Origin of the sequence: Burkholderia sp. HI2500, assembly GCF_002223055.1 — a bacterium.
Lineage (GTDB): Bacteria > Pseudomonadota > Gammaproteobacteria > Burkholderiales > Burkholderiaceae > Burkholderia.
Map to the genome: position 1 here is coordinate 553,140 of NZ_NKFL01000006.1, position 14,262 is coordinate 567,401.

The 14,262-nt window shown below is 63.6% G+C and carries 10 protein-coding genes; all 10 read left to right on the forward strand.

The window, feature by feature from the left end:
• The first annotated feature begins 297 nt into the window (after positions 1 to 297).
• The 10 genes from CFB45_RS20220 (at position 298) to CFB45_RS20265 (ending at position 14,258) form a co-directional block, all read left to right on the forward strand.
• On the forward strand, positions 298 to 3,066 hold the full coding sequence (locus CFB45_RS20220; RefSeq protein WP_089427066.1) for a type VI secretion system Vgr family protein: 2,769 nt from the start codon (positions 298 to 300) through the stop codon (positions 3,064 to 3,066).
• 18 nt (positions 3,067 to 3,084) lie between these two features.
• The gene (locus CFB45_RS20225; RefSeq protein ID WP_179255083.1) at positions 3,085 to 5,400 is read left to right on the forward strand and encodes a T6SS effector phospholipase Tle3 domain-containing protein; all 2,316 of its coding nucleotides are present in this window, start codon (positions 3,085 to 3,087) and stop codon (positions 5,398 to 5,400) included.
• Positions 5,397 to 6,878 carry a virulence factor gene (locus CFB45_RS20230; RefSeq protein ID WP_174972161.1) on the forward strand — a complete coding sequence of 494 codons (1,482 nt, stop codon included), beginning with the start codon at positions 5,397 to 5,399 and terminating at the stop codon, positions 6,876 to 6,878. Before CFB45_RS20225 ends, CFB45_RS20230 begins: the two co-directional genes overlap by 4 nt.
• Before the next feature lie 66 nt (positions 6,879 to 6,944).
• On the forward strand, positions 6,945 to 7,202 hold the full coding sequence (locus CFB45_RS20235; RefSeq protein WP_089427067.1) for a PAAR domain-containing protein: 258 nt from the start codon (positions 6,945 to 6,947) through the stop codon (positions 7,200 to 7,202).
• A 132-nt stretch (positions 7,203 to 7,334) separates the two neighbouring features.
• Positions 7,335 to 8,282, forward strand: a complete 948-nt coding sequence (panE, locus tag CFB45_RS20240; RefSeq protein ID WP_089429059.1) for a 2-dehydropantoate 2-reductase — start codon at positions 7,335 to 7,337, stop codon at positions 8,280 to 8,282.
• A gap of 233 nt (positions 8,283 to 8,515) precedes the next feature.
• Positions 8,516 to 9,475 (forward strand): AraC family transcriptional regulator, encoded by a 960-nt coding sequence (locus tag CFB45_RS20245; protein WP_089427068.1) that lies wholly within the window; start codon positions 8,516 to 8,518, stop codon positions 9,473 to 9,475.
• A 120-nt stretch (positions 9,476 to 9,595) separates the two neighbouring features.
• The gene (locus tag CFB45_RS20250) at positions 9,596 to 10,540 is read left to right on the forward strand and encodes a substrate-binding domain-containing protein (protein ID WP_089427069.1); all 945 of its coding nucleotides are present in this window, start codon (positions 9,596 to 9,598) and stop codon (positions 10,538 to 10,540) included.
• Positions 10,541 to 10,602: 62 nt separating this feature from the next.
• A complete protein-coding gene (locus tag CFB45_RS20255; RefSeq protein ID WP_089429060.1) occupies positions 10,603 to 12,123 on the forward strand; it encodes a sugar ABC transporter ATP-binding protein in 1,521 nt (506 codons plus the stop codon).
• Positions 12,110 to 13,123: an ABC transporter permease gene (locus CFB45_RS20260; protein WP_089427070.1), complete on the forward strand. Its 1,014-nt coding sequence runs from the start codon at positions 12,110 to 12,112 to the stop codon at positions 13,121 to 13,123. The genes CFB45_RS20255 and CFB45_RS20260 overlap by 14 nt, the downstream gene beginning before the upstream one ends.
• Before the next feature lie 46 nt (positions 13,124 to 13,169).
• Positions 13,170 to 14,258, forward strand: coding sequence for an alcohol dehydrogenase catalytic domain-containing protein (locus tag CFB45_RS20265; RefSeq protein WP_089427071.1), 1,089 nt, complete (start codon positions 13,170 to 13,172; stop codon positions 14,256 to 14,258).
• The last annotated feature ends 4 nt before the right edge of the window (positions 14,259 to 14,262 follow it).

Below are 14,262 nucleotides of genomic sequence, written 5' to 3' on the forward strand. Positions count from 1 at the left end.
GATCAAATCGATGCTGGATCGCCATATCGAGAAGGCTCGCAGGGATGAACTATGACGACGATCGATCACCCAGCGCGGTGTGCCCGCGCAGCTTCGGAGGGCCACGTCATCGGCGCGACGCCGCGCTTGCCACGGCTGACGACTTAATCGAGTAAATGCATATCTCAAAATATGTCGCTGCCGAATGATTCTGTAACTTTGGTATGCTAGCGACCAAATTCCGAGTTTCGCGGCGTGGTCCCCGTGACCGCCCGCTTAAAAGACCAAGTCACGAATAAGAACGATGAGAGCGCGGGTATGTCGATAGCTGAAACCCTTCGAAGTTTTTCGTCCGGTCTGGTTGACTGGAACCAGCGGCCCGTCGCCCTCAATTTTGGGCAAGCGCAAAGCGCGGTCGGTCATCTACTGGCGCTTCATCACGCGGATATCCACGAAGGATTGCTGACCGGTATCGACGGCTATCTGAACTGCGTTTCGACACACGACAACCTGTCTCCCAAGCTGCTTCTCGGTCTGCCAGTGTCGGTGCGCCTCACGACCGACCGGGGCGGCTTGCAGACGATCAACGCGATCGTTCGCGATGTGCAGGTGGGCCAATCGGACGGCGAATTGACCGTCTATCGATTAAACGTTTGCGACGCTTTGTCGCTGATGGACCGCCGCACGAACTCTCGCATATTCCGTTCGCGTAACGTTATCGACATTCTCGCGACGCTGATGAACGAATGGCGGCAACGGAGTGCGGCGCTGGCCCGCGCGTTCGAATTCGACCTGTCCAGCCTGCGTCGTGAACGCTACCCGGCGCGCGAACTCACGCGACAGGTCAACGAGTCGGATGCACGATTTGTCCGCCGGCTGCTGCGGCGCGAAGGGATCACGGTGTTTGCGAAGGCAGGCTCGGCTGGCGGTGCGCGCAGCATCACCGACGAGCGACCGATTCACACACTCGTCTTTTGCGATGACCCGATGCGGCTTGCCGAAGCACCGGCCGGTGCTGTGCGCCTGCATCCGCGCGATGCAGGGACCGAACAACGCGACACGGTAACGCTCTTTGCGCACTATCAGAGCCTTTCGGCCGGTAAGGCGAGCCGGCCATCGTGGGACTACAAGAAGGCCCGCATGGACGATTCCGCCGTCGCTACCGGTATCGATCAGGGCGAGTCCGGCAACGACCTTGCGCGATTGCTGACCGATGTTGCGATCGACATTCCACACGTCGGCGATTCATGGAACGATCATGAACGCATCACGCGCAACCGGATGCTGGCGCACCAGTTCGCAGCGGAGCGGTACGACGGTATCAGCAGCGTCCGCGATATGCCGGTCGGTTCATGGTTCACGCTGACGGGCGATCCGGAACTCGACATGAAGCCGGCCGATCAGCGCCAGTTCGTCGTTACGTCGGTTCGTCACGATATCTGGAACAACCTTCCGAAAGACCTGACCGGCCGCGTGATCGCGCTATTCGCAGCGAGCCGAAACATTGCGCAGACCGTGCTACCCGCGCCGACCGACGTGTCGGGGCAGGAAGACACGCGCTACGAAAACAGTTTCACGTGCGTCCGGCGCGGCGTGCCGCTCAAACCTTCCTACGATCCGAAGATCGATTTGCCGCCCGTACACCTGCTGACCGGAACGATTGTCGGCACGGAGGGAGAGGAAGTGTTTTGCGACGCAGACGGCCGCGTGCGCGTGCTGATTCACGGCCTCGATCCGGCGGACCATACGCACGCGCAAGGCGTCGGAACGAATGGACTGGCGGGCGACAGCGCGCCGATTCGTGTCGGGGCGAGTTTGGCGGGCGGCAACTTCGGCGCGCTTTTTCTGCCCCGCGTCGGAATGGAAGTTTTATTGGGCTGTCTTTCAGGCGACCCGGACCGTTTGGTCATCATCGCGGTTTTGAGTAACGGCGCGAACCCGCCTGCGACGTTCACCCATACCGGCGCGCTGCCGGGCAACCGGTACGTGTCCGGGATCAAGACGAAGGAGATTAAGGGGCGACGTTATAACCAACTACGTCTTGACGATACCCCCTCGCAAATTTCCGCACAGCTAGCGAGCGAACATGCGCACACGCAATTGAATTTGGGGTATCTCACGCAGCCCCGGAAGGATGGACACGGGACCGACCGGGGCGAGGGTGCGGAACTGCGCACCGACGCTGCCGCCGCGCTGCGCGCCGCACAAGGCATTCTGTTGACGACCTACGCACGCTCACAGGCGAGCGGGGGGCAGCTCGACCGCGACGAACTCGTTGGCCTGCTCGGCCAGTGCACGGAGCTCTTCAAATCGCTTGGCGACTATGCCGGCCAGCACGGTGGACAAGCCGCCGACACGGCCGGGCAAGCGACCATTGCCGATGCGTTCAAGGAATGGAAGCCCGGAGGAACGGGATCGGGTGCGGCCGGCGATGGGGCCGCGCTGATGGCGTTCGGCGCGCAGGCCGGATCGCTCAACGTCACGCCGAAAACGCACGTGACCTATGCCGGCGTGAACATCGATCAAGTGGCGCAGCAACACGTGCAAGTCACCAGCGGCGAGCGTATTAACCTGCACGGAGGACGTGGCGTCGCGATGTTCGCACATAGCGAAGGCGTGTCGGCCATCGCAAATCAAGGCAAGGTCACGATTCAATCGCAGAACGACGATACGCAAGTCGATTCGGCGAAGAACATCCAACTCACTGCGGCCGGCGGCAAGCTCGCGGGCATGGCGAGCGATCAGGTGGTGTTCATCACGTCGGGGGGCGCATATCTCAAGCTGCACGGCAGCGATATTGAACTCGGTTGCCCCGGCACCTTCACGGTGAAATCGGCCGGCCATTCGTGGGATGGGCCCGCCAGCATGTCCGCGGACATGCCGAAATTCGATCATGCGGCGCTCGGCCGCGTGCCGAAGCTCGTTCGTGCCGCGGACGGCAACGCGGCGGCAGGGTTCGACGGACAGGTACAAAAGGCGTCGGGGGCGCTGTCGAATCTGAAGACCGATGCGGTCGGCGAACTGCCGGCGGTGCATGCCGACCAGTTCGAAAAGCTGGCGGTGCAGTTCGTCAAGAAGAACGTATAAGCAAGGGCCGGAGTTTTGATGACCAATTATTTTCTCGATCCTCGACCGGTAGCCGACGCGCGCACCGACGAACCGACCACAAAATCCGATGCGGCGGGCGCAACTGCATCGCGCGGAGAACCGCCGCCTATTGTTGTGGGTCGTGCCGAAGGGCCGACCTTGTTCGACAAGGACAACCGGCTTATCTGCATCAAGCAAATGCCGCTGCCCGGCATCGTCATCTTCGTGCACGGCGTGAACTCCGAAGGCGAATGGTTCGAGGCGGCGGAGGAAGGACTGTGCAAGGGCCTCAATCGTCGGCTCGGCCGTCTTGATGATCAATTGAAGTACCAAGGCATTGACGCCGGCCAATTGAAGCCCGCGAAGTACACGGAAAGCCTGACGCCGGACGGATTTCTGAATCCAAAGTTGCTTGCGGACAACTACATCAAACCCGATCCGTCGTTCTCGAACGTGATTCACTTCCGGTGGGGTTATCGGGCGACCGTCGAAGAATTGAAGGAATACGGAGACAAGATTTTCCTGAACGAACAGGACTATTGGGGCGGCGGTCCGTTCACGAATGGATGTTCGAGTCTCCCCGATCTTTGGCATGGCGGACTTGATGATCGTGCATTCGGTTGGACAAGCGTGCAGGCCATCAACCCGACCAATCGGCCCCTGTATCGCGCGCCGCCCCGCGCGTATGGCGCCCTTGCCGCCTTGCGCCTTGCCAAGCTGATCGAGTCGATCCGCCGCATGCAGGCCACCGTACCGATTACCGTCGTATGTCACAGTCAAGGCAACATTGTGGGCCTCACGGCGGCGTTCTTCGGCGATGCACTGCCCGACGTTGAAGACCCGTGGGGACACAAGGGGCGATGCGTGGCGGATGCCTACGTGCTGGCAAACGCACCATACAGCTTTGCGAAGGGGGACGGCCCGTATAAATCTTCCACGGGAATGGATACGTGGTCGCAACGTGAGACGAAAGACCCGCACGGGAATCGCGGACGGCAGACCTACGCAGCGCGCACGCAGACGTTTGGCAAGTTTCTGTCGATCATCGGCACGCGCAAAGCGTACGAACTTCCTGCCGACAAGATCGATGAAGACATGGGGAACAGTCGGGTATCGCCGACGAGCAACAAGTCGTATGCAGCACAGGAAGACCGTGTGCGTCACGGTCTGAATGAATCGACATATGGCCGCGTCACGGCGTACTGTTGTCCGCATGATCAGGTGATTTCGGCGGTGACGGTTCAAGGGATTGGCTGGCGCGGTATCAGCAAGCTTGAAATCAACGATATCGGTGTTCCCGGCGTACTGACGCAGCGTGTCTTCGCATCGGGTTTCGATGTCGGCGTGCAGAAAGACTATCGATATTGGGAAGACGACTGGCGGCATGTACAGAAAGGGACGACTCCGGGATTCTGGTATCCGCCGTCGCCGCCGGCAAAATTCGGTCTGGTTGGTGCGCTCAAAGGAAACGAGTCGGTCTGGGGGATGATGGGGACATTAATTACCGCCCCCCTCATGTACGCGGGAACTGCTGCGACTGCTGCACTGAAGATGTTTCGCGTGAATGAAGACCCGCCGAAGGGCTGGACCGTGACTGCGGATGCCCCCGCGCTGGATCAACCGTTCCCGCCGAAGGCGAAGCGGTTCGGCAAGCCGATCGCGCCGACAGAAGATGGACCGGCCAAAAGCGACTTCAACGAAGGCAACGATCCGCCGTCCGCATGGCGCGACGCGAGCAAGGCGGATGCGGACAAGCGAGCCGACGACCCCTACGACGTTTACAAGTCGAAGAACAAGGACGGTGACGCCCAAGGTACGGCTGAGAGTGAAACCGGACAACGCTACGAGGATCGCGCGCTGATGCGTTTGGAAGCACGACGTGCGATGAACTCTGATTGGGTTGATAAGGACGGTCACGTGATCGGTGAAGATGGGAAAAGCGCTGTGCCCGAAGGCTATACGGATTGGCGCAACAAGCAGATCACGGACGGGATGGACCGTGGCCAGACCAATAACCCGACAAACCACTCAACAACGATGACCAATGCGGATCATGCCGAATATGCGCTTGCGTATGATGTGGCGGTTGGCCTGTGCTATCTGACGGAAAAGCAAATCAAGGCGCTGCGCATTGAAGCAGATTGGCGGATGGGGAATGGTATTCCGGAAAGCAATCCAAACAGAAAATATGCCAAGTATTTTAGATCTGGCATTCTCGATGAGCTCCCGATGCATAAATGGGTCCACAAAGAGAACGGCGAAGGCAACATGCCCGGCAAGATTGCTGACGAGCGCGAAGGTCAGGCTCATTTGAAGGTCGGAGGCGTAGTATGAAGGCGCTGATCGCTACATGGCCTCGACGTGTCGCTGTCGCTGCTTTGGTATGGATGGTCGCGGCCCTACTCATGGCGACGCTGATGGCGCACGCGGAGCAACCGGACCCGGGACACTTGGAAATAGGAGATTGGATGAAACGATTCGTAGTCGCGCCTGGCATGCTGGCGCTTGTGGTGTTTTTGTTCACCACGGCCATGATGCGGCCGGCACAGGCCGCCCCCGCCCAGACACCCACCGGCAAGGCAGCGCCAGTAGCGGAAGAACCGGCGAAGCCGTTTGTCGCGCAGGTCGTCGGACTGATTTGGTTGAATCCGCTCGAACGCAAGGACTATCCGACCGAATGGCAATTGTTGTGGACGCAAGGACTCGCCGCACCGAACAAGAACGATGACATGGTTCGCACCGATCCGAAATCGTTCTCGACGCTCAAATCAATCGGGGCATTGGTGTACGGCAACGAAGGTGAAGAAACATTCAAGGGCTTCTATCATAAATACATGGAAGCCTTTTTGGATTTGCTGCGTAACCGCTACGCGATGAATCCGTCGTACTTCTATACAGTGCAGTCCGACAATCCAAAGAATTGGCGTGAACTTGCTGGAATTCGTGTTGAATTGGCAATTCCCAAGAGGCTCGACATCACCGAGTCCAGAGAATTCTTGACCAAAGAGATCAGGGAAACTTTCTTGATCGGAAACCGGAATTTCCCGAAAGTATGGAGCCGCGACACGCCCCCTGATGTGCAGGTCACGCAAGGCGGTGCGAACGCCGGCTTTACGTCGCTGAACAAGGCGTTGAACTACTTGCAGACGAACCCCGACAAGAGCGTGTGGGTCATGAATTGGGATGCGCCGAGTTTTCCGCCCACGGACGCGCAGATTAACGAGAATCTTGTTGTACTGTTCCTCGCCGGCCCGACCTTCAACACGGAGCGTGAACCGCTCGCATGGATCGGCAAGGCGGCGACGGGCGACACGAAGGACTTCTCGCCGAAGGTTGGCACAACGCGCACTGTGCAGGCGTGGAAGGCGACTATAGACCACGCGGCACGCAATGCCGGCGTCGCGGTTACTGACCTGAAATACATCGTCCACGATGCAGGTAAAGGCAGTGATGCGGCCTCGAACCGTCTTGTCGGCCTGTCGCAAACGCTCACCGAAGTTCTGCCGGAATACGACCACTCAAAGCAGACGTTCAACACGGCGGCGCTGCTCGGCGACATGGGGACCGGTAGCGCATTGACCGACGTTGCACTGGCGATCGGCCGGATCAATCACTTTGGCGGTAACGCACTGGTTGCGGGCACCACCGATGCGGAGCATCCGGTCGCGGTTGTCGTCCTGCCGCCGTCAAAGTTGACGACGATCGATCCGAACAAGGATTGGTTCCGCGCGCGTGGCGGAAACAATGCTTACCTGCCGTGGTGGGGTCGCCGACACGATACTGATTACGGTCAGCAGGGATATTCGTGGTGATGTAGTCGGCGCGGCGGCACGTGCACATGTGCGCGCTGCCGCGCCGAGTCATTCAGGGCTGGAGATATGCGGGGAATTGTCCGGGTAGACGATGTACATACGCACGGTGGGCGGGTGGAAACCGGAGCCGGTACGAGCAAGGTAATGGGCCGCGCGGTCGCTCGCATCGGCGACACGTGTTCCTGTCCGATTCACGGCGCTTGCGTGATCGTCGAAGGTGACGTGGAATTCAAGGTTGAAGGCCAGGCCGCCGCGTTCGACGGCCACAAGACCTCATGCGGTGCCGAATTGATTTCATCCCTTCCGACTTCCGGACGTGTTTGAATGCGGAAGACCCGTGCATGACCGCCGAGCAGTTCCGCGGATCAAGCCGTTGAACCAGTGAGCGTTGCATGAGACATGCGTCCGGCGCCTGGGCAGCGGCGCGGCACCGAACGAAACCGAAAGGAGGCAACGATGCGAATTCTGGTGGTAGGGGCCGGCGCGGTCGGCGGGTATTTCGGCGGCCGGCTGGCCGCGGCGGGGCGCGACGTGACGTTCCTGGTGCGCGACGGCCGCGCGGCCGCGCTGGCGCGCGACGGGCTGCTGATCCGCAGCCCGCGCGGCGACCTGACGCTCGCGAACGTGCAGACCGTGCGCGCGGGCGATACGGGGGCCGGCGTCGCGCCGTTCGACCTCGTGCTGCTGAGCTGCAAGGCGTACAGCCTCGACGATGCAATTCAGTCGTTCGCGCCGTTCGTCGGCCCGCAGACGCTGATCCTGCCGATGCTCAACGGGATGCGTCATCTCGACGTGCTACGCGACCGGTTCGGCGCCGCGCAGGTGCTCGGCGGGCTGTGCGTGATCGCGGCGACGCTCGATCGCGAGCAGCGCATCGTGCACCTCAACGACACGCACGGGGTCACCTTCGGCGAACTCGCGGGCGGTGAATCGCCGCGCGTGCGCGCGGTGGCCGACGTGCTCGGCGGCGCGGGGTTCGATGTGACGCTCAGCGACAACGTGGTCGCGCGGATGTGGGAAAAATGGGTGTTCCTCGCGACGCTCGCCGCGAGCACGTCGCTGTTCCGCGGCTCGGTGGGCGACATTCTCGCCGCGCCGGACGGCCGTCGCCTGCTCGAGACGATGCTCGGCGAATGCAGCGCGATTGCCGAGCACAATGGCCACCGGCCCGAGCCGGCCGCCATCGAGCGGATGCAGCGAATGGTGCTGACGCCGTCGCCGCTGACCGCGTCGATGCTGCGCGACGTCGAGAACCATGCGCGCGTCGAAGCCGATCACGTGATCGGCGACCTGCTCGCGCGCCGCGACCCGGAGGCGGCCGATACGCTGTCGCTGCTGCGGATCGCGTACAACCACCTGAAGGCATACGAAGTGCGGACGGCGCGCGAGCACGCGGCCGCATGAGCACCGGAGCGGGCGGCCACCCGGCCGTTCCGCGCTGCACAAATTTGTCGTCCGGCGCCCTGTGCGGCCGGAATGCGCAAAAAAGTATCGGAAATCAGGCGTAAAGTTGGTGGAGCCGCGCGCTCGATCGACCTACATTGCTTCCCATGCGACCGGTCGCGTCGCCGCGTGAAATACGCGGCGCACGCGCGCAACGAACCGGCCAGCGAGACATGGGAATGGAGACGCCAACCATGATGCACCCCGATCTGGAAGTGGTCGACGTGCGACGCGACGAGTCGTTCAAGGTCTGGTCGCACGGCTATCCGTATCGCACGATCCGCTGGCACTTCCATCCCGAATTCGAACTGCACCTGATCGTCGCGACGCGCGGCAAGTATTTCGTCGGCGACCACATCGGCTCGTTCGGCCCCGGCCATCTCGTGCTGCTCGGCCCGAACCTGCCGCACAACTGGGTCAGCGACATGGCCGAAGGCGAAACCGTCGAGCGCCGCAATCTCGTGATCCAGTTCGATCCCGCGTTCGTGCGCCGCTGCATGGACGCGTTTCCCGAATGCCGCGACGCGCAGGCGCTGCTTGACGATGCGCGGCGCGGGGTCGGCTTCGACGCGGCGACCAGCGCCGCGATCGCGCCGCTGTTCGACGCACTGCTGGCCGCGCGCGGCATGCGCCGCATCGCGCTGTTCATGACGATCCTCGAACGGCTTTGCGGGGCGGCCGAACGCACGCTGCTCGCGAGCCCCGCGTACGACCAGGCCGACGTCACGCCCACGCGGCTCAGCCATGCGCTGTCCTACATCGGCAAGAACCTTGCGTCCGAGCTGCGGGAAGCCGATCTCGCGCAACTGACCGGGCAGAGCGTCAGCGCGTTCTCGCGAGCGTTCCATCGCCAGACGGGCATGCCGTTCGTGCAGTACGTGAATCGTCTGCGGATTGAGTCCGCGTGCCAGATGCTGCTCGCCGACGACGCGAGCATCACCGATATCTGCTTCCAGGCCGGCTTCAACAACGTGTCGAACTTCAACCGCCAGTTCCGCGCGGTGAAGGGGATGGCGCCGTCCGAATTCCGCGCGCTGCAGCGCCTGAACGCGCGCAGCCGCGAGCTCGCGCTGCACGCGGCGCCGACCGGCAATCCGCTGCCGCCGCGTGTCGTCACGGCCGGCATCCCCGAGCTCGCGCCGCAGCCAGGATGATCGCGGGGCCGCGGCCCGCCTGACTTTCCCGACCGTTTCACCCAGCGCAATCGCGTCGCCCACGTCGCGAGGGGCGCGTTCAACCACGAAAAAGCTGCACACATAACCGGAGACACCGTCATGACGCATGCATCGCCCGCTTCATCCCCCCGTCGCGCCGCCCGTATGGCGGTGATTGCCGCGCTCGCCGTCGCGGCCTGGCTGCCCGCTGCCGCCGTGCAGGCCGCACCGCTGCGCATCGGCATGACGTTTCAGGAGCTGAACAACCCGTATTTCGTGACGATGCAGAAGGCGCTGAACGACGCGGCCGCGTCGATCGGCGCGCAGGTCGTCGTCACCGACGCGCATCACGACGTCAGCAAGCAGGTGAGCGACGTCGAGGACATGCTGCAGAAGAAGATCGACATCCTGCTCGTGAACCCGACCGATTCGACCGGCATCCAGTCGGCGATCACGCAGGCGAAGAAGGCCGGCGCGGTGGTGGTGGCCGTCGATGCGAACGCGAACGGCCCGGTCGATTCGTTCGTCGGCTCGAAGAACTACGACGCGGGCGTGATGTCGTGCGACTACCTCGCGAAGGCGATCGGCGGCAGCGGCGAGGTCGCCATTCTCGACGGCATCCCGGTCGTGCCGATTCTCGAACGCGTGCGCGGCTGCAAGGCCGGGCTCGCGAAATACCCGAACGTGAAGCTGGTCGACACGCAGAACGGCAAGCAGGAGCGCGCGACCGCGCTGTCGGTCACGGAAAACATGATCTCCGCGCATCCGAACCTGAAGGGCATCTTCAGCGTGAACGACGGCGGCGCGATGGGCTCGCTCGCCGCGATCGAGAGTTCGGGCAAGGACATCAAGCTGACGAGCGTCGACGGCGCGCCCGAGGCGATCGCCGCGATCCAGAAGCCGAATTCGAAGTTCATCGAGACGACCGCGCAGTTCCCGGCCGACCAGGTGCGCATCGCGCTCGGCATCGCGATCGCGCGCAAGTGGGGCGCGACGGTGCCGAAGGCGATTCCAGTCGACGTGAAGGTGGTCGATCGCGGCAACGCGAAGGGCTTCAGCTGGTGAACGACGTGCGATGCGACGCGAAGGGCGGCGGCACGGCCGGCGCTCTTCGCACGGAGAAGCCGATGGACACGATACTCAGGCTCAGCCACATCACGAAAAGCTTTCCGGGCGTAAAGGCGCTCTCCGACATTGATCTGGAGATTGCGCGCGGCGAGATCCACGCGCTGCTCGGCGAGAACGGCGCGGGCAAGTCGACGCTGATGAAGGTCCTGTGCGGCATTCATCAGCCGGATGCCGGCACGATCGAGATCGACGGCACCGCCCGCCATTTCGCGGACTATCACGATGCGGTCGCGGCCGGCGTCGGCATCGTGTTCCAGGAATTCAGCCTGATTCCGCATCTCGACGCCGTCGACAACCTGTTCCTCGGCCGCGAGCTGCGCAACCGCTGGGGTGCGCGCGACCGCAAGCGGATGCGTCACGCGGCGGCCGCGATCTTCGCGCGGCTCGGCGTGGCGATCGATCTCGATGCGCCGATCCGTGCGCTGTCGGTCGCGCAGCAGCAGTTCGTCGAGATCGGCAAGGCGCTGTCGCTCGACGCGCGCATCCTGATCCTCGACGAACCGACCGCCACGCTCACGCCGGCCGAGGCCGAGCACCTGTTCGCGATCATGCGCGAGCTGAAGCGGCAGGGCGTCGCGATGATCTTCATCTCGCATCACCTCGACGAGATCTTCGCGGTGTGCGACCGCATCACGGTGCTGCGCGATGGCCAGTACGTGGCGACGACCGACGTCGCGCGCACGGACGTCGAGCAACTGGTACGGATGATGGTCGGCCGCCGGATCGAAAGCAGCTTTCCGCCGAAACCGGCGCGCGCGGCCGATGCGCCGCGGGTGCTGGAGGTCAACGAACTGCAGATCGAGCGCGGCGGCCCGGTGAACCGCTTCACGCTGCATGCCGGCGAGATCCTCGGCTTCGCCGGGCTGGTCGGCTCGGGCCGCACGGAAACCGCGCTCGCGGTGATCGGCGCGACGCGTGCGCACCGCAAGGACGTGCGCGTGCGCGGCACGGCGGCGAAGCTCGCCGATCCGGCCGACGCGCTGCGCGCGGGCATCGGCATCCTGCCGGAGAGCCGCAAGACGGAAGGGCTCATCACGTCGTTCTCGATCCGCGACAACATCTCGCTGAACAACCTCGGCAAGTACCGGTCGATGCGCTGGCTGATCGACCGCCGCGACGAGGCGCGCACCACGCACGACGTGGTGCGGCGCGTCGGCGTGAAGGCGCCGTCGATCCACACCGAGGTCGCGACGTTGTCCGGCGGCAACCAGCAGAAGGTCGTGATCGCGCGCTGGCTGAACCATCACACGTCGGTGCTGATCTTCGACGAGCCGACGCGCGGCATCGACGTCGGCGCGAAAGCCGAAATCTACGGGCTGATGCGCGAACTCACCGCGCGCGGCTACGCCATCATCATGATCTCGTCCGAGTTGCCGGAAATCGTCGGCATGTGCGATCGCGTCGCCGTGTTCCGGCAGGGCCGCATCGAGGCGACGCTCGCAGGCGACGAGATCGATCCCGACACGGTCATGACCTATGCCACGGCCGGCACGCGAGGAGCGACCCATGAACCTGCCTGATTCTTCTTCCACGCGTTCCACGACGCTCGCGGCGACAGCCGGACACGGCGACGCACCGCCGCCACGCGCGAGGTGGGCGCAGCTGCGGCGCTCGACGCTGTTCTATCCGCTCGTCGGCCTGATCGTCGTGTGCATCGCGATGATGATCGCGAGCCCGAGCTTCCTGTCCGCCGCGAACCTGGAGAACGTGCTGCGCCAGGTGTCGATCAACGCGATCATCGCGGTCGGCATGACCTGCGTGATCCTGACCGGCGGGATCGACCTGTCGGTCGGCTCGGTGATGGCGCTGTCGGGCACGCTCGCGGCCGGGCTGATGGTCGCGGGCGTGAACGCGGTTGCGGCGCTCGCGATCGGCATCGCGGTCGGCTTCGGTTTCGGTTTCCTGAACGGCGTGTTCGTCGCGTTCGCGGGGATGCCGCCGATCATCGTCACGCTCGCGACGATGGGTATCGCGCGCGGCCTGGCATTGATCTACACGGGCGGCTATCCGATCGACGGCTTGCCCGACTGGGTCGCGTTCTTCGGCAGCGGCAAGGTGTTCGGCATCCAGGCGCCCGTGCTGATCATGCTGGTGGTCTATGCCGTCGCGTGGCTGCTGCTCGACCGGATGCCGTTCGGCCGCTACGTGTATGCGATCGGCGGCAACGAGCAGGCGACGCGGCTCACCGGCGTGCGGGTCGCGCGCGTGAAGCTGATCGTCTACACGCTGGCCGGCCTCACGTCGGCGCTCGCCGCGATCGTGCTGACCGGGCGCCTGATGAGCGGTCAGCCGAACGCAGGCGTGGGCTTCGAGCTCGACGCGATCGCGGCTGTCGTGATGGGCGGCACGTCGATCTCCGGCGGGCGCGGTGCGATCCTCGGCACGCTGGTCGGCGCGCTGCTGCTCGGCGTGCTCAACAACGGGCTGAACATGATCGGCGTGAACCCGTATGTGCAGAACGTGATCAAGGGCGGAATCATCCTGCTCGCGATCTACATCAGCCGCGAACGGTCGCGGTAGCGATCGATTCATCAGTCATCCAGATCATCCACGAAAGAGACTATCCATGACGACACCCGAAGCCCTGCCGCGGATGACCGCGGTCGTCTGCCACGGCCCCGAGGACTACCGCGTCGAACAGGTCGCGAAGCCGCGCCCCGGCGCGAACGAGCTCGTGATCCGCATCGCCGCATGCGGAATCTGCGCGAGCGACTGCAAGTGCTACACGGGCGCGAAGATGTTCTGGGGCGGCCCGAGCCCATGGGTGAAGGCGCCCGTGATTCCCGGCCACGAATTCTTCGGCCACGTCGAAGCGCTCGGTGACGGCGCGGCCGGGCATTTCGGCGTGGCGGTGGGCGACCGCGTGATCGCCGAGCAGATCGTGCCATGCGGCAAGTGCCGCTATTGCAAGTCGGGCCAGTACTGGATGTGCGAAGTGCACAACATCTTCGGCTTCCAGCGCGAGGTGGCCGACGGCGGGATGGCCGAGTACATGCGCATTCCGCCGACCGCGATCGTCCACAAGATTCCGCTCGGCGTGTCGCTCGAGGACGCGGCGATCATCGAGCCGCTGTCGTGCGCGATCCATACGGTGAACCGTGGCGACGTCCAGCTCGACGACGTGGTCGTGATCGCGGGCGCGGGCCCGCTCGGGCTGATGATGACGCAGGTCGCGCACCTGAAGACGCCGAAGAAGCTCGTCGTGATCGACCTGATCGACGAGCGGCTGGAACTCGCGCGCGAGTACGGTGCCGACGTGACGATCAACCCGGCGCGCGACGATGCGCGCGAGATCGTCCGGTCGCTCACCGACGGCTACGGCTGCGACGTCTACATCGAGACGACCGGCGCGCCGGTCGGCGTGAGCCAGGGGCTCGACCTGATCCGCAAGCTCGGCCGCTTCGTCGAATTCAGCGTGTTTGGCGAGGATGCGACCGTCGACTGGTCGATCATCGGCGATCGCAAGGAGCTCGACGTACGCGGCGCGCACCTGGGGCCATACTGCTACCCGATCGCGATCGACCTGCTCGCGCGCGGGCTCGTCACGTCGAAAGGCATCGTCACGCACGATTTCGCGCTCGAGGACTGGGACGACGCGATCCGCGTCGCGAAATCGCCCGAATCGATCAAGGTGCTGCTGAAACCGGCCCGCTGACGGC

Bases quoted from the DNA above. Each gene is read 5' to 3' on its own strand.
- CFB45_RS20245 (WP_089427068.1), top strand. From the start codon at position 8,516: ATGATGCACCCCGATCTGGAAGTGGTCGACGTGCGACGCGACGAGTCG.
- CFB45_RS20260 (WP_089427070.1), top strand. From the start codon at position 12,110: ATGAACCTGCCTGATTCTTCTTCCACGCGTTCCACGACGCTCGCGGCG.
- CFB45_RS20220 (WP_089427066.1), top strand. From the start codon at position 298: ATGTCGATAGCTGAAACCCTTCGAAGTTTTTCGTCCGGTCTGGTTGAC.
- CFB45_RS20255 (WP_089429060.1), top strand. From the start codon at position 10,603: ATGGACACGATACTCAGGCTCAGCCACATCACGAAAAGCTTTCCGGGC.
- CFB45_RS20225 (WP_179255083.1), top strand. From the start codon at position 3,085: ATGACCAATTATTTTCTCGATCCTCGACCGGTAGCCGACGCGCGCACC.
- CFB45_RS20235 (WP_089427067.1), top strand. From the start codon at position 6,945: ATGCGGGGAATTGTCCGGGTAGACGATGTACATACGCACGGTGGGCGG.
- CFB45_RS20230 (WP_174972161.1), top strand. From the start codon at position 5,397: ATGAAGGCGCTGATCGCTACATGGCCTCGACGTGTCGCTGTCGCTGCT.
- CFB45_RS20250 (WP_089427069.1), top strand. From the start codon at position 9,596: ATGACGCATGCATCGCCCGCTTCATCCCCCCGTCGCGCCGCCCGTATG.
- panE (WP_089429059.1), top strand. From the start codon at position 7,335: ATGCGAATTCTGGTGGTAGGGGCCGGCGCGGTCGGCGGGTATTTCGGC.
- CFB45_RS20265 (WP_089427071.1), top strand. From the start codon at position 13,170: ATGACGACACCCGAAGCCCTGCCGCGGATGACCGCGGTCGTCTGCCAC.